This window comes from Enterovibrio norvegicus (genome assembly GCF_002876705.1).
GTDB lineage: Bacteria > Pseudomonadota > Gammaproteobacteria > Enterobacterales > Vibrionaceae > Enterovibrio > Enterovibrio norvegicus_B.
In genome coordinates this window covers 1-15,277 of sequence record NZ_MDAG01000005.1, presented here as the reverse complement: position 1 = coordinate 15,277, position 15,277 = coordinate 1, and the positions used below count along the sequence as shown (strand labels likewise).

The following is a 15,277-nucleotide window of genomic DNA, read 5'->3' as shown; positions in this document are numbered from 1 at the left end:
TAACGTACGAGTTCTATGTCAGACCCACGCTATATCCATCTTCGTGTTCACAGTGACTACTCCATGGTCGACGGCCTGTCGAAAGTGCCGCCTTTGGTCAAAAAAGTTGCTGAAATGGGCATGCCTGCAATGGCATTGACAGATTTTACGAACTTATGTGGTTTGGTGAAGTTCTACAACACGGCGCAAGGTTGCGGCGTTAAGCCTATCATTGGCGCGGATTTTAAAGTGCAGTCGGACGCATTCGGAGACGATTTGTGTCAGCTGACCGTGCTCGCAGCAAACAATGCAGGGTATAAAAACCTGACGTTGCTGATTTCTAAAGCTTATCTACGTGGTCACGTTCAGCATCAACCTGTGATTGACCAAGCATGGCTTGAAGAGCTTAAAGATGGCTTGATTATTTTATCGGGTGGTCGTCGTGGTGATTTAGGTAAGTCATTACTGAAAGGCAATATGGGCCTTGCAAAGCAATGTGCTGCGTTTTATCAAACACACTTTCCTGATGCCTATTACATCGAATTGACGCGAACAGGTCGCCCTGATGAAGAGGCCTACCTGCACTTTGCTCTGGATTTCGCTTCTGAAAACGATTTACCCGTCGTGGCAACGAATGAAGTGTGCTTCATTACGCCGGATCAGTTTGATGCTCATGAAATTCGTGTCGCGATTCATGATGGCTACACGCTTGCAGATCCACGCAGACCAAAAAATTACAGCGAGCAACAGCATCTTCGTACTGAAGACGAGATGTGCGAACTGTTCCATGATATTCCAGAAGCCCTCGCTAACACGGTTGAAATTGCAAAGCGTTGTAATGTGACCGTGCGTTTGAACGAGTACTTCCTGCCAAACTTCCCGACCGAAGGGCTAGAGATTGGCGAGTTCTTGGTGAAGAAGTCACAAGAAGGCCTCGAAGAACGTCTTGAGTTCCTTTTCCCTGATCCCGCAGTTAGGGCGGAGAAACGCCCAGAATACGATGAACGCCTTGATATTGAATTAGGCGTGATTAACCAAATGGGATTCCCAGGTTACTTCCTCATCGTAATGGAGTTTATCCAATGGTCAAAAGATAACGATATTCCGGTGGGGCCGGGACGTGGTTCTGGTGCGGGTTCGCTTGTTGCATACGCATTGAAAATCACAGATTTGGATCCGCTGGAATTTGACCTCCTTTTCGAACGTTTCCTTAACCCTGAACGTGTATCCATGCCCGACTTTGACGTCGACTTCTGCATGGATAAACGCGATAAGGTGATCGATCACGTTGCCGAAATGTATGGCCGTGATGCGGTATCTCAGATCATTACCTTCGGTACCATGGCGGCAAAAGCGGTAATTCGCGACGTTGGCCGTGTGCTTGGCCACCCCTACGGATTTGTTGATCGCATTTCAAAACTGGTTCCGCCGGATCCGGGGATGACCCTTGCGAAAGCGTTCGATGTCGAGCCACAGTTGGGTGAATCATACGAAGGTGATGAAGACGTTCGCGAACTGATTGATATGTGTCGCATCCTTGAAGGGTGTACACGTAACGCCGGTAAGCATGCTGGTGGTGTTGTTATCTCACCGACCACGATCACTGACTTTGCGCCTCTGTATTGCGATAGCGAAGGTCATTACCCTGTTACCCAATTCGACAAGAATGACGTTGAAACCGCGGGCTTGGTTAAATTCGACTTCTTGGGTCTGCGTACGCTAACGATCATCGATTGGGCACTCAAGATGATTAACCCTCGTCTTGCGAAGGATGGGTTAGATCCTATTGCGATCGAAGCGATACCGATGGATGACGCGGCGTCGTTCCGTTTATTGCAAAACTACGAAACGACAGCGGTATTCCAGTTGGAATCCCGCGGGATGAAAGACCTTATCAAGCGTCTTCAGCCCGACTGTTTTGAAGATATGATCGCACTGGTTGCTCTGTTCCGTCCGGGACCATTGCAATCAGGGATGGTAGATAACTTTATCGACCGTAAGCGTGGCCGCGAAGCTGTCTCATACCCTGATGAAAAGTGGCAGCACGATTCCCTAAAAGAAATTCTTGAACCGACGTACGGCATCATTCTGTATCAAGAACAGGTTATGCAGATCGCACAGGTTTTGTCTGGTTACACCCTAGGTGGTGCAGACATGCTTCGTCGTGCGATGGGTAAGAAAAAGCCAGAGGAAATGGCCAAGCAGCGCGCAACCTTCCAAGACGGCGCAGTGAAGAATGGCGTCGATGGCGAGTTGGCGATGAAAATCTTCGACTTGGTTGAAAAATTTGCAGGTTACGGTTTTAACAAATCGCACTCCGCCGCCTATGCGCTGGTTTCTTACCAAACACTGTGGCTTAAAACGCATTACCCAGCAGAATTTATGGCCGCCGTAATGACGGCGGATATGGATAACACCGACAAGATCGTTGGTCTGGTGGAAGAATGCCGTCGCATGAAGCTGACGATGTTGCCGCCTGATGTAAATGCCGGTTTGTACCGTTTCAATGTGAATGAAAAAGGCGAGATCGTTTACGGTATTGGTGCGATTAAAGGTGTGGGTGAAGCACCGATTGAAAACATCATTAAAGCGCGCGAAGAAGGCGGTTATTTCCGTGACTTGTTCGATTTCTGCGCCCGTATTGATACCAAAAAAGTGAATAAGCGTGTTATTGAAAAATTGATCCAATCGGGCGCGCTTGATCGATTAGGTCCTCACCGTGCTGCGATGGTCGCATCGTTAGATAATGCGATTAAGTCAGCGAGCCAACATCATCAGGCTGAAGCATTTGGTCAGGCTGACATGTTTGGCGTGTTGACCGATGCCCCTGAAGAGGTTGAGCACAAATATGCGAACGTGCCGCATTGGCCTGAAAAGGTATGGTTGGAAGGTGAGCGTGAAACCTTAGGGCTGTATCTCACGGGTCACCCGATCAATAGCTACGTAAAAGAGCTCAAGCATTACATTACGTGGCGTTTGGAAGATGCTCACGCCACGAAGCGAGATGTGGTTTCTACCGTTGCGGGGTTGGTGATAGCCGCTCGCGTGATGACAACTAAGCGTGGAACGCGTATCGGTTTGCTGACGTTGGATGACAGATCGGGCCGAATGGAAGTGATGCTGTTCTCAGATGCATTAGAAAAGTACTTGGATCTCTTAGAAAAAGACCGAATTTTAGTCGTTTCGGGACAGGTCAGCTTTGATGACTTCAACGGTGGCCTTAAAATGTCGGCGCGAGAGGTGTTAGATCTCGCCCAAGCACGCGAAAAATATTTGCGTGGTCTTGCTATATCGGTGACCGAAGGGCAAATTGATAATAAATTCTTCGAGAGATTCAGTGAGATCCTTGAACCGCACAGAGCGGGAACGGTTCCAGTAAACTTGTACTATGAGCGTGACGATGCCCGCGCGAAACTGGTCTTAGGAACAGAGTGGCGCGTTACGCCAGACGATAAATTGATCGACGATTTAAAAACCCTACTCGGCGAAAAGCAGGTCGAGTTGGAATTTGACTGATACTTTTGCCTCGTTAAATGATTAATGGGGCATTTCATTACCTGAACAGGATTCTTTCTCTATGAGTCTTAATTTCCTTGAATTTGAACAGCCAATTGCTGAATTGGAAGCAAAAATTGAAGCCCTGCGCGTAGTGTCCAAGCGCGGTGACGATCCAGAAGCTGTCAATCTTGATAAAGAAATCGAGCAATTGGAGACAAAAAGCACTGAATTGACCAAAAAAATCTTCAGTGATTTAGGCGCTTGGCAAGTTGCTCAGCTTGCTCGTCATCCACGTCGTCCTTACACCTTGGACTATGCAGACCTTATCTTCACTGAGTTTGAAGAGTTGGCCGGTGACCGTGCCTATGCAGATGACAAGGCGATGGTTGGCGGTATGGCGCGAATTGATGGTCGCCCAGTGATGGTTATTGGCCATCAAAAAGGCCGCGAAACACGCGAAAAAGTGATTCGTAATTTTGGCATGCCAAAACCTGAAGGTTACCGCAAAGCGCTGCGCCTGATGAAAATGGCTGAGCGCTTCAAAATGCCTATCATTACTTTCATTGACACAGCGGGTGCTTACCCTGGTGTTGGTGCTGAAGAACGTGGTCAATCAGAAGCGATTGCGCGTAACTTGAAAGAAATGGCAGGTTTGACTGTGCCAGTTATCTGTAACGTTGTGGGAGAAGGTGGCTCCGGTGGCGCGCTAGCTATTGGTGTAGGTGATTATGTGAACATGCTTCAGTACTCAACTTACTCGGTTATTTCTCCTGAAGGTTGTGCATCAATCTTATGGCGTGATTCTGATAAAGCCCCGCTGGCAGCGGAAGCGATGGGCATGACTGCGCCTCGTCTAAAAGAGTTGGGCTTGATTGACTCTATCATTGCCGAACCTATGGGCGGTGCACACCGTGATGCAGCTCTGACTGCTGCAAACATCAAAGCGCTGCTTATAGAGCAGCTAGATGATCTTGCACCGTTGGATGAAGAAGCATTGCGTGAGCGCCGTTATCAGCGCCTGCTGAACTATGGATATTGCTAAGCAGTTTTTATAGATTCCAGACAAGAAATTGAAAGGGCCTGATTAGGCCCTTTTTTGCATCTGAATGTTATGATTAGCCTAATCAGTTTGCTTTGAGGCACACATGTTGTTCTCTGTTTTTGAAAATGTTCTTGATGCCCATTTATCATCTTCTCGCCAAATAGTGTTGGCCTTGAGCGGTGGTATCGACTCGCGTGTCCTGCTCGATCTTCTCTCTACGTACAGGGACGTTCACCCGCAGCACCGTTATTTAGTCATCCATATCCATCACGGGCTTAGTCCACATGCAGACTCTTGGATGACGCAGTGTGGCGAGTGGGCGAGTGACGTTGGCATCCCTTTTAAGGGCGTTAAAGTACGAGTCGAAAATAACGGAGAAGGCATTGAAAAAGCGGCGAGAACGGCGCGCTATCAAGGGATTGAAGACAATGTAGAACCGAATGCCCTTATTTTGACGGGACAACATGCCGATGATCAGGCAGAAACATTCCTTTTAGCACTTAAAAGAGGCAGTGGACCCGCTGGGTTATCCGCAATGCCAGCACTTCGTCCAATGGGCCAAGCATTCCTTTTAAGGCCCCTTTTATCTGTAACGCGAAGGGACATTGAAGCCTATGCCGAGCAACGGGGATTAAGTTGGGTAGAAGACGAAAGCAACATTGATTGTAAGTTTGACCGCAATTTCATTCGACAACACTGGCTACCGCCGGCGCAATCTCGATGGCCAGGACTCGTTAAGGCCATTAACCGTACCGCGTCTTTATGCGCTGAACAAGAAGCCTTGTTGGAAGAATTACTTCAAGAACATGATGCCATTGTGTGTCCAGACTCTATGGTTATCTCTCTGCATGCACTCAGCGGCTACTCAGCGAAAATGCAGTCAGCACTTGTTCGCCGCTGGCTGAAACAAACCACTGGGCTTTCTGCTTCTCAAGCTCAGCTAAGCATGCTGTTTTCCTCGGTAATTGCTGCGTCAGACGACGCGAACCCCAAGCTACACTTTGGGGGTTGGCAAGTAAGACGCTTTCAATCTCAGCTTCACGCCGTCCCTGAGTACGAAGACATCTCTGATTGGCGTGCGTCACTGAATCGAGGCGTGTTTATCGAACTGCCAAATGAATGCGGTCAATTGGGGATATTTGACGCTGAAAGCGCATTCAAATTTGATAATTTTGATGCTCAAGGTAATCGAGTTAGCGTGCAACTACGTAAACCTAAACTTGATGAAAAAGTGTCCATACGTTTTGATCCTGAAGGTGTGCTTGCTCATCCCCTTGGACGGCAGGGCAAACGCAAGCTGAAGAAGCTGTATCAAGAATATGGTGTGCCGAGTTGGATGCGAAGACGGACACCACTTCTATACTTTGGAGAAACAGTGGCAGCCGTTGCGGGGTTGTTTGTTTGTGAAGGCTTTGAAGGTCAGGACTGTGACTTTGTCTGGCACAAAACTCATTGATTAAGTGCGTAAATGTTATTCACGTGTAAAGATTGATTAGTACGACATAACAATAAGTGAGGAAGCAATGAAACATCTTATCTCTTTGGGGCTGGTTGCCATGATGGCGGCTGCTCCCTCATTTGCCGCTGGAGATGCGGAAGCTGGAAAAGCGAAAGCAGCAATCTGTGCTGCATGCCATGGTGCGAATGGTATCGCTGTGATTCCGGGGTACCCTAATCTAGCTGGTCAAAATCCGCAGTACATTGTTTCTGCGCTTAAAGCCTATAAAAACGGAGAGCGCACCAGTGCGCAATCTGCAATCATGAAGCCCCAAGCGACGATGCTTAGTGATGCTGACATGGAAAACCTTGCTGCATATTTCGCACAAATGAAGTAATCGCTCAGCAGGTTCTGCCGATAGAAGCCACAACAAATGTTGTGGCTTTTTTATTGCATTCGGACTAACTCGCAGATTTATATTTTGTTCGCTCGTTTTTTAGCCATTCAAATTCACTGCTATTGCTATTAATGCCAGAGTTTACTAGTGTACTAGCTCACTGGTACATTGTTCGAGGTTAACTCAATGGCAGCAGGACGTGAGCATTTTAGTTCTCGACTCGGTTTTGTTCTTGCCGCTGCAGGTGCAGCGGTTGGTTTAGGTAATATTTGGGGTTTTCCTACGCAAGCAGCAAGTAATGGGGGCGGAGCATTCCTTCTCGTCTATTTGCTACTGATCCTTGTGGTTGCTTATCCTATGCTCGTCGTCGAAATGGCGATTGGTCGTCATGGTCAAGCCAACCCTATCGACAGTATGCGCGCCTTAGGAAAGACACCACTCACGAAAAAACTGGGTGGTGGCGTCGGTTTCATTGGGCTGATGGTGCCATGCCTTGTCTTGGCGTTTTACAGCATCGTGGGTGGCTGGTTAGTGTCATTCATGTTAGCTGCTGGGGCTGATTTAGTCGGTTTACATGCAGCATCAGATTGGCTAAAAGGCTTCTCGGTTGGCCGTAACCTTTTTGGTGCGGGAGTGTTCTATTTACTGACCATTTTGATCGTTCAAGCTGGTGTGAAAAACGGCATAGAAAAGTGGTCGACGCGTTTAATGCCGGCGTTGTTTGTATTGTTCGGCGTGATGTTTATTTATGTGATGACACTACCGGGAGCAAACGAAGGCCTTGCACACTATTTGATCCCGGACTTTTCAAAGATCATGGACAGTGATTTGATTTTAGCGGCAATGGGGCAGGGCTTTTTCTCTCTCACCATTGGTGGTTGTTCCATGCTGATTTATGGCTCATACCTTAGCCGTAAAGAAAATCTACCTAAGATGGCGATGAACGTGACGCTGGTGGATACCGCGGTGGCTGTTGTTGCAGGCTTAGTCATTATGCCTGCCATGTTTGCTGCCATGGCACAGGGTGTCGAAATTTACGATCAAAACGGTGACCTGCTTAGTTCGTCCACACTGGTGTTTGATGTTCTTCCTATGTTGTTTGATGGTCTAGGTGTTGCGGGCACTTTCATTGCTTTGGTGTTCTTTGTTCTGATGACCATTGCAGCACTGACATCGTCAATTTCCATGTTGGAATGCCCTGTTGCTTTAATGAATGAGCGTGTCGGTACATCTCGCTCAACGGCGAGCTGGTTACTGGGTAGCGTGATTGCAGCTTTCAGTGCGGTGATTGTGTTTAACTTTGGTGATCTATTTGGCCTCGTGGCGACGGTTGCAACACAGTACGTCCAACCTATTGCCGCGCTTTTGTTCTGTTTGTATGGTGGTTGGGTTTGGAACCGTCATCAAAAGTTACAGGAGATGCGAGAAGGGTTTGACGATATTGAGCAGAGCCTGTTTTGGAAAGTATGGCCTTTCTATGTGAAATTCGTTTGTCCGGCATTGGTCGCAGCGGTTATCTGGATGTCTGTTGCGTAAACGCAAACCTGCGCCGCTATGAATGAAAAAACGGAAGCTGATGCTTCCGTTTTTAATTGAGGGACGATACAGGGTTATCGAAACTGCTTTTGTTCTTCCATGTAGTCAAAACCAGCAGTCGCCAGTTTGTTTTTCAGTGCTTCGGTATCAATATCAAAGTATCTAGCGAGATCATCTAAAGAATTGAAGTCATCTCTCAGCTTCATATTCACAATGCTCATCAGCATCACTGTATCCATGTTCTCAAAATTTTTCAGATCCATTAGGCATCCTCATGGTCACTGATCAGCAAATTTGCTGCCGCAAATGCTGCCTGATCGCGAGTCTCTTCTGGAAGAGAGTCGTCTGATGCAATTGAGTTTAAGGTTTTGATCGCACAGTGAATGGCTTTTGGAATATAGCCTTGTTCACCGCTGCCAATTTCTGCATAACGTTGACGAACCAACGTGCAACAATCGTAGACTTGCATAGTCACTCCTAAATAAAACGCTGAGTGAAATATATCGTAAAAAGGGAGACGAAAGGAGAGAAAACGGCGTGAATAGGGGGGATTATGCAGGACGACGGCGGCTATTCTTGTGTCGGTACATACCTCGATCTGCACGCTCAAACATGGATGTGCTGTTGTCGCCTTGTTGATAGATAGAGCAGCCGACAGAACTGGAGATATTGTGAGATGTGAGCAAGGCATCTTTTGATATGAGTGCTTTTAATCGCTCATTCACTAATTGTGCTGACTCGCGTGTAGCGGGTGTCAGTAGAACGGCAAACTCATCACCACCAAGCCTGTAGCAACGATCAGAGGCGCGAATAGCTTGCTTCAAAAGCAGAGCAAAGCGGCGTAACACTTTATCACCATCTAAGTGACCATAGGTGTCATTGACCTGTTTGAAATTATCCATGTCGAAAATCATTAAGATCAAACCATGATCTTGGCGTTCTGTGAGTGCGATAGATTGACGAATATCTTGTTCAAAACTGGTGCGGTTGTTCAGGCCTGTTAAGTTATCAAGCAAGGCAAGGTTTCTAACGCGATTGTATTCAATCGCATTGCTCAATGGCCCTGCTAGTAATCTGTGGTACGTGTGGATCAGGCTTATCTCATCAGTGTCGAGTTTGTAGGGCGTGCAGTACTGCAACATTCCTAAGGGGGATTGCGCGAATTTGATGGAGAAGGTTTGACGGTAATCGGTGGAGCCACCACGTCGAACAATGTGAGAAATCTCGTTGTGTTCCCAGATAAGACGGGAGATATCGATTTGCTTTTCGAGTTCTCGGCAAAAGACCTCGAAAAGCGAATCTATCTCGAGCCTGCCTTGCAGTTTTTGTAGCACTATCAGACGCTGATCTGCGGCTAAAGGAACGCGGCGCGATTGTATCGCTGTTTGCTTTAATTGTTCCAGTTGTCGAGTACTCATCGATAATGCCTCTAAAATCCATTACTGCGGGCTGGTTATACTTAAAGCAAAAAGTATTCCAAATGATCGATCTTACGATGATTAATCTGTTTAACAGGTTTTATTCGATGGAAAGAAACGCCGTCAAATCGGATCGACGATTTTGAGCATCTTGATATCCCATGTCAATTAAGTGGTTGATATATTTCGGCTCAAAAAGCAGATAACTGGTGATCGCTGCATCTTCAACCGGGCTAATGCCCAGTAACCTCATTAAGCCCCTAACAGCAATAGGCATATGACAATAATACTTCTCAACCAAGGGCTCAAACGGGCTGGAGGGGGAGAGGTGTAAGGCAGAGACTTGCCGCAGCGCCAAATTTTCGGCTTTTTTACGGTCGAGCGAAGAAACGATGTTGTTCATTCTATCGAGGTGCTCAAGATCGGCTGATAATGTATCGGCGAAGATCGCATCCATTAAATGTCCGCCAAGCGTCGCAAGCCCAGGCGCACTGGGCACTGCTTGTTTGTTCTTAGTTTGTGGTGGCGCTAAGTCAATGATGAGGAGCTTCTCTGCCCCCATCTTTAAAGCGGGTCGTAGTGGTGCAATTTGGTGTACAGAACCATCCCCGTAATAACCATGCCCAATCTGAGATGCGGGGAAAACAATTGGAATTGCAGATGAAGCAAGCAAGTGTTCTGTCGTGATTTGACATTGCTGCCCGATTGCCCGTGAGCGTACCCAAGGTTTGATCTCAGGTTGTCCCTGATAGAAGGTGACGGACTTACTGGTTTGATAATTCGACGCCGTAATGGCTAAGCCATGTAAGTGCTTGTTGATTATTTGGTGTTCTATCTTGTTGTAGTTTATGACGTTGTTGAGCAGTGTTCTGAGAGGGCGATTGTCGAGTAGACCAAAAGGGGGCGCGCAGTGGTACTGTGCGCGCATACGCGCAAACCCTTGCCGTCCTAGATGATGCAGTATATCGCCGTAGGAGCTACTAAAAACGTCTTTGGTGTGAAGCTTCGACCAAAGCCAAGACAATTTTTTGACGCCTAGTCGAAAAGATGACGAATGGCATGCGAGTGATGTTGCGTTGAGAGCACCTGCCGAGGTTCCGCAATAAATTGTAAAAGGGCTGGCATGGACGCGTGGATACCATTCAGAAATCGCTTTCAACACGCCCACTTGATACGCAGCACGTGCCCCACCCCCACTGAGTATCAGTGCGACCTTTTGAGGCGCGCTTTTGGTGCTTTTTTTATTACTCTTCATGTGATGGCCGATTCATCCTTGGATCTCTGTGGTTATAACAACTTTAGCATGCCGTATTAGTTGGGCTTGGTATGCATAGCTAGCTTTGAAGCTATTGTTATTCAACTGTTTCCATAGTGAGTGTGATGGAACGCTAAAAGCTGGGTCATTTATTGAGCACTAGTCAATACAATAGAACGGTGAGTGTTATATTTTTATTCATAACTCGATGTTGGATAACTACATGGCCCCTTCATTCACTGCATTGGTTGCAGATGACGACAAAGCCTTAGCAAAGCTTGTTGAAGTACTTCTACGAAAATGGGGACTAGACGTCATTGTTGCAAATGATGGTCTGGAAGCATTAGAAGTCATGATGCATCCTAACCCTCCATCTTTGTTACTTCTTGATTGGGAAATGCCGGGGTATAGCGGTATTGAACTATGTGAAAAGATCTGCCAAATCGAAACATCAAACCCGCCTTATATTATTATTTGCACCGCGCGCGACAGTGCAGAACATATCGCGTTGGGGCTAAATAAAGGGGCTAATGATTATGTGCCCAAGCCTTTTAATACACAGGTGCTTCGTGCTCGTGTTGATGTTGGGATCCGTACGTTAGAGCTTCAATCTCGGCTGGTGGATGCGATGCATCGTTTAGACCATCTTGCCAGTTACGACGAACTGACGGGGTTGCTTAATCGCAGGGCACTGTTTGAACGTTTAAATGAAGATTTCTCTCGTATAGAAAGAGAGAAGGGGAAGTTGTGTTTTGCCCTGTGTGATATCGATTGGTTTAAGAAAGTCAATGATACTTATGGTCATCCTGGTGGAGATGCATTATTGCGCCAACTTGGAGAGCTGTTAGGTCACAAGCTTCGCCCGTATGACAGAGTAGGTCGAGTTGGGGGCGAAGAATTTTGCTTGGTGTTTTCGCCGCATGATGAAAAAGAAGCGTTCATTGTTTTAGAGCGGTTGCGTGAATCGATTGAACTGTATGACTTTATGTTTGATGGACAACGTATACCGGTCACAATGAGCTTTGGGGCAACCATGGTTGATGCGAAAGAAAAGATAAAAAGTGTGGACGAGTATTTTAAGCGTGCGGATGAAGCATTGTACTTGTCGAAAGAAAAAGGCAGAAACTACGTCACTTTTTCAGAAAATCTTATATAAAAAACGCCTCCTAATGGAGGCGTTTTTTGTTTGAGCCATTAAGCCATTTGAGACTTAACGTATTCAACCATTGCGTCGATTTCAACTGGCACTTTTTCACCGTTGCGGCGGTGTTTGTATTCAAACACACTATTGTCCATGCTGCGCTCACCGATAATGATGGTATGTGGAACACCCACCAATTCAATGTCAGAGAACATAACACCAGGACGTTCTTTACGGTCATCAAACAACACTTCAATGCCTGCAGCCGTTAGGTCTGCGTACAGTTTCTCTGCTGCTTCACGTACACGCTCTGATTTATGCATGTTCATTGGAACGATCGCCACACTGAAAGGTGCAAGTGATTCTGGCCAGATAATGCCGTTTTCATCGTGGTTTTGCTCAATAGCAGCAGCAACAACACGAGATACGCCGATACCGTAACAACCCATCTCAAGGATAGTGTTCTTACCATCAGGGCCCAGTACGCCAGCATTCATTTTCTCTGAGTAGTTGGTACCCAACTGGAAGATATGACCAACTTCGATACCACGCTTAAGTTGAAGCGTACCTTTGCCACAAGGGCTTGGATCGCCGTCAACAACAGTACGGATATCGGCAACATCACCCAACTCGACGTCACGACCCCAGTTAATACCGAAGTAATGTTTATCGTCGATGTTGGCACCCGCACCGAAATCACTCATTGCGGCAACACTGCGGTCAGCAATGAAGGTCAATGATAGGTTTACAGGGCCAAGAGAGCCTGGGCCTGCGCCTACGGCTGCACGAATTTCTTCTTCAGTTGCAAATTCAAAAGGAACAGCAACTTGTGGCAGTTTCTCAGCCTTGATTTCGTTGAGCTCGTGGTCACCACGAACTAGCAACGCGACCAATTCACCATCAAACTCTTCCGATGCTTTAACAAACAGTGTTTTAACGGTCTTTTCAATTGGAAGGTTGAATTGCTCAACAAGCTCCGCGATGGTTTTTGCGTTCGGCGTATCAACCATCGTCATTTCTTGTGTCGCTGCTTCACGTTCACCTGCAGGTGCTAGCGCTTCAGCCATCTCAACGTTTGCTGCGTAATCAGATTCTGTTGAGAATGCGATGACGTCTTCACCACTGTTCGCAAGAACGTGGAATTCGTGAGAAGCAGAACCGCCAATCGCCCCTGTGTCAGCAAGCACTGGACGGTAATCAAGACCCATACGGTCGAAAGCAGCACAGTATGCGACGTGCATTGCTTCGTATGATGCTTGTAGACCTTCTTTGTCCAAATCGAAGCTATACGCATCCATCATTGAGAATTCACGTGCACGCATTGCGCCAAAACGAGGGCGTCTTTCGTCACGGAATTTCGTCTGGATTTGGTACAAGTTCAACGGAAGCTGCTTGTACGAGTTGATTTCATTGCGAACCAAGCTGGTAACCACTTCTTCAGCGGTAGGGCTCAGAACAAACGGACGCATGTGACGGTCAGTAAAGCGCAAAAGCTCAGGACCCATCTTTTCAGAGCGACCCGTTTCTTCCCACAATTCAAAGGGCTGAACCACGGGCATTAGAATTTCAATAGCGCCAGCGTTATTGATTTCTTCACGAACGATTTTTTCAACCTTTTGAAGAACACGCAAACCACTTGGCATCCAAGTGTATAGGCCTGACGCCAGTTTGCGGATCATGCCAGCACGCAACATTAGCTGGTGGCTAATGATTTCTGCGTCGTTTGGCGTTTCCTTCAGAGTACTAAGAAGGTATTTACTGGTACGCATCTATGCTATCCGTTTATCTAGTTACATTATGGAAGGTAATAAGTAGGCCATATTACCAGTGACAACACTAATCGCAAAAGGCTTCTATCGTTGTCACAACGATGGCTGGTTCATCAACGGTAAACTTCACGTTTAGATCGAAAAGATGAACAGCATATTCTTTCTTGTCTTCTTTGCCCTTTTTGTAGGCAGGGCGAGGGTCTTGAGCAAGCACTTCTTTGATGACTTGTGCCTTGTGTTGACCATCATTGATCTTTGAAAGTGCACAATTTGCTTCTGCGCTGAATGAAACATCCAGTGTGTGTGGCGCTTCGCTTGCATAGCCACCAATAGCATCTGGCACTGAATCGGAATATGGAATGTAGGGCTTTATGTCGACAACAGGTGTGCCATCAACAAGATCACAACTACCGATCTCAATGATAACTTGGCTGTCAACCCTGCGAACGTTTTTAATCGCTACAACAGACATGCCAATGCCGTTTGGACGAAAAGTCGCTCGACTGGCAAATACACCAACTCTTTCGTTACCGCCTAAACGGGGTGGGCGAACGGTTGGTGTCCAACCTTGTTTGAGGTTTTGATCAAACAAGAAGAGAACCCAAATGTGTGAAAATTGAGTTAGACCGCGAACAGCGTCTTCGTTATTGGCATCCCCAGTCAAAATGATAGATGCCGTTGCGCTAGGCGCTAACCCGGGTTGCCGTGGAACAGCGAACTTTTCTTTGAATGGGGATTGAATGTGACCCACAGGGACAAGTGAGTAATTCATAAGGTAACTCTCTATTTCATTTGATGCAGACTTTACCACAACGAGATGAAGAGACCGTGTGACAATAGATGATGAGCGAATTGCATGTCATAATCGCGCACTAAGCATATATAGAGGGCATAGCTTTGGCCAATCCAGCGGTATTTATTGATAGAGACGGCGTTATTAACGTTGATCATGGTTACATCAGCAAAGTCGACGACTTTGAATATATCGACGGTGTATTCGATGCATGTCGTGCATTGAAAGAGATGGGCTACTTGCTTGTACTCGTAACGAACCAGTCAGGCATTGCTCGCGGTTATTACACTGAAGACGACTTCCTTACCTTAACTGAATGGATGGACTGGAACTTTGCAGACAATGGCGTAGATTTTGATGGTATCTACTATTGTCCGCATCATCCTGAACATGGCGATGAAACTTATAAAAAGGACTGTGATTGTCGCAAACCTAAGCCGGGAATGCTTTTAGACGCGAGTCAGTTCTTGAAGATCGACATGGATAAGTCAGTCATGATTGGTGATAAAGCCGATGACATGCGAGCCGCCGAAGCTGCGGGTGTTGCTACAAAGATTCTTGTACGCACCGGAAAACAAGTATCAGAAGAAGGAGAGGCATTAGCAACGGCTGTATTGAATAGCATTGCTGATGTGCCTGCCTATTTAAAAGAAATGTAAACCGCGACCGTATTTTCTTTTATTGAATATCACCGTTAAAACAGCCCATTTGGGCTGTTTTTTTATCACAATGATGATGTTTTGAGCACTTGAACTGTTTTTTGATGAAAAACTAATTTTTTCGCCAAAAAGGTATTGCCAAGAATAATTCACTCCCTATAATGCGCTCCCTGTTGGCACGGCAAAGTTCGCAGCTAACATGAGGAAAGCAAAAGTGCTTGACTCAAAAAAGGAGTTGAGTTTAAATCTCTCTCCGCTCAGCAAGGCTGAGCAGCTCTTTAACAATTTGACCTATACAATCTGTGTGGGCACTCGTACTTGATAGACATAAGATTTATCAATGAACTGAGTG

The 15,277-nt window shown here is 46.6% G+C and carries 13 protein-coding genes; 7 read left to right on the top strand and 6 right to left on the bottom strand.

What is annotated here, in order from left to right:
- Positions 1 to 15 precede the first annotated feature (15 nt).
- The 5 genes from dnaE (at position 16) to BCT27_RS02540 (ending at position 7,890) form a co-directional block, all read left to right on the top strand.
- A complete protein-coding gene (gene dnaE, locus BCT27_RS02560) occupies positions 16 to 3,495 on the top strand; it encodes a DNA polymerase III subunit alpha (RefSeq protein ID WP_102317346.1) in 3,480 nt (1,159 codons plus the stop codon).
- A gap of 61 nt (positions 3,496 to 3,556) precedes the next feature.
- Positions 3,557 to 4,519, top strand: coding sequence for an acetyl-CoA carboxylase carboxyl transferase subunit alpha (gene accA, locus BCT27_RS02555; protein ID WP_017011455.1), 963 nt, complete (start codon positions 3,557 to 3,559; stop codon positions 4,517 to 4,519).
- 103 nt (positions 4,520 to 4,622) lie between these two features.
- Positions 4,623 to 5,975, top strand: a complete 1,353-nt coding sequence (gene tilS / locus BCT27_RS02550; RefSeq protein WP_102394959.1) for a tRNA lysidine(34) synthetase TilS — start codon at positions 4,623 to 4,625, stop codon at positions 5,973 to 5,975.
- 67 nt (positions 5,976 to 6,042) lie between these two features.
- On the top strand, positions 6,043 to 6,354 hold the full coding sequence (locus BCT27_RS02545) for a c-type cytochrome (protein ID WP_102317344.1): 312 nt from the start codon (positions 6,043 to 6,045) through the stop codon (positions 6,352 to 6,354).
- 186 nt (positions 6,355 to 6,540) lie between these two features.
- Positions 6,541 to 7,890: a sodium-dependent transporter gene (locus BCT27_RS02540; RefSeq protein WP_102317343.1), complete on the top strand. Its 1,350-nt coding sequence runs from the start codon at positions 6,541 to 6,543 to the stop codon at positions 7,888 to 7,890.
- A gap of 74 nt (positions 7,891 to 7,964) precedes the next feature.
- Here the strand turns inward: BCT27_RS02540 and BCT27_RS02535 are convergent, their stop codons facing one another.
- From BCT27_RS02535 to BCT27_RS02520, 4 genes are all read right to left on the bottom strand, one after another.
- The gene (locus tag BCT27_RS02535) at positions 7,965 to 8,153 is read right to left on the bottom strand and encodes a DUF4250 domain-containing protein (protein WP_102317342.1); all 189 of its coding nucleotides are present in this window, start codon (positions 8,151 to 8,153) and stop codon (positions 7,965 to 7,967) included.
- On the bottom strand, positions 8,153 to 8,359 hold the full coding sequence (locus tag BCT27_RS02530; RefSeq protein ID WP_017011460.1) for a YaeP family protein: 207 nt from the start codon (positions 8,357 to 8,359) through the stop codon (positions 8,153 to 8,155). The genes BCT27_RS02535 and BCT27_RS02530 overlap by 1 nt, the downstream gene beginning before the upstream one ends.
- A gap of 82 nt (positions 8,360 to 8,441) precedes the next feature.
- Positions 8,442 to 9,308: a GGDEF domain-containing protein gene (locus BCT27_RS02525; RefSeq protein ID WP_102317341.1), complete on the bottom strand. Its 867-nt coding sequence runs from the start codon at positions 9,306 to 9,308 to the stop codon at positions 8,442 to 8,444.
- Positions 9,309 to 9,408: 100 nt separating this feature from the next.
- A complete protein-coding gene (locus BCT27_RS02520; protein WP_102317340.1) occupies positions 9,409 to 10,563 on the bottom strand; it encodes a patatin-like phospholipase family protein in 1,155 nt (384 codons plus the stop codon).
- Between the two features lie 223 nt (positions 10,564 to 10,786).
- Between BCT27_RS02520 and BCT27_RS02515 the strand changes: the two genes are divergently transcribed.
- A complete protein-coding gene (locus tag BCT27_RS02515; RefSeq protein ID WP_102394958.1) occupies positions 10,787 to 11,719 on the top strand; it encodes a GGDEF domain-containing response regulator in 933 nt (310 codons plus the stop codon).
- Positions 11,720 to 11,757: 38 nt separating this feature from the next.
- On the opposite strand, the gene BCT27_RS02510 is transcribed toward BCT27_RS02515, so the two are convergent.
- Together BCT27_RS02510 and tsaA are read right to left on the bottom strand one after the other, a co-directional pair.
- Positions 11,758 to 13,473, bottom strand: coding sequence for a proline--tRNA ligase (locus BCT27_RS02510; RefSeq protein ID WP_102394957.1), 1,716 nt, complete (start codon positions 13,471 to 13,473; stop codon positions 11,758 to 11,760).
- 67 nt (positions 13,474 to 13,540) lie between these two features.
- Positions 13,541 to 14,245 (bottom strand): tRNA (N6-threonylcarbamoyladenosine(37)-N6)-methyltransferase TrmO, encoded by a 705-nt coding sequence (gene tsaA / locus BCT27_RS02505; protein ID WP_102317337.1) that lies wholly within the window; start codon positions 14,243 to 14,245, stop codon positions 13,541 to 13,543.
- Between the two features lie 125 nt (positions 14,246 to 14,370).
- On the opposite strand from tsaA, the gene gmhB reads away from it, so the two are divergent.
- Positions 14,371 to 14,925 (top strand): D-glycero-beta-D-manno-heptose 1,7-bisphosphate 7-phosphatase, encoded by a 555-nt coding sequence (gene gmhB, locus BCT27_RS02500; RefSeq protein ID WP_102317336.1) that lies wholly within the window; start codon positions 14,371 to 14,373, stop codon positions 14,923 to 14,925.
- Positions 14,926 to 15,277: the final 352 nt, after the last annotated feature.

Bases quoted from the DNA above. Each gene is read 5' to 3' on its own strand.
- BCT27_RS02535 (WP_102317342.1), bottom strand. From the start codon at position 8,153: ATGGATCTGAAAAATTTTGAGAACATGGATACAGTGATGCTGATGAGC.
- BCT27_RS02515 (WP_102394958.1), top strand. From the start codon at position 10,787: ATGGCCCCTTCATTCACTGCATTGGTTGCAGATGACGACAAAGCCTTA.
- dnaE (WP_102317346.1), top strand. From the start codon at position 16: ATGTCAGACCCACGCTATATCCATCTTCGTGTTCACAGTGACTACTCC.
- accA (WP_017011455.1), top strand. From the start codon at position 3,557: ATGAGTCTTAATTTCCTTGAATTTGAACAGCCAATTGCTGAATTGGAA.
- tilS (WP_102394959.1), top strand. From the start codon at position 4,623: ATGTTGTTCTCTGTTTTTGAAAATGTTCTTGATGCCCATTTATCATCT.
- tsaA (WP_102317337.1), bottom strand. From the start codon at position 14,245: ATGAATTACTCACTTGTCCCTGTGGGTCACATTCAATCCCCATTCAAA.
- BCT27_RS02510 (WP_102394957.1), bottom strand. From the start codon at position 13,473: ATGCGTACCAGTAAATACCTTCTTAGTACTCTGAAGGAAACGCCAAAC.
- BCT27_RS02540 (WP_102317343.1), top strand. From the start codon at position 6,541: ATGGCAGCAGGACGTGAGCATTTTAGTTCTCGACTCGGTTTTGTTCTT.
- BCT27_RS02530 (WP_017011460.1), bottom strand. From the start codon at position 8,359: ATGCAAGTCTACGATTGTTGCACGTTGGTTCGTCAACGTTATGCAGAA.
- BCT27_RS02525 (WP_102317341.1), bottom strand. From the start codon at position 9,308: ATGAGTACTCGACAACTGGAACAATTAAAGCAAACAGCGATACAATCG.
- BCT27_RS02520 (WP_102317340.1), bottom strand. From the start codon at position 10,563: ATGAAGAGTAATAAAAAAAGCACCAAAAGCGCGCCTCAAAAGGTCGCA.
- BCT27_RS02545 (WP_102317344.1), top strand. From the start codon at position 6,043: ATGAAACATCTTATCTCTTTGGGGCTGGTTGCCATGATGGCGGCTGCT.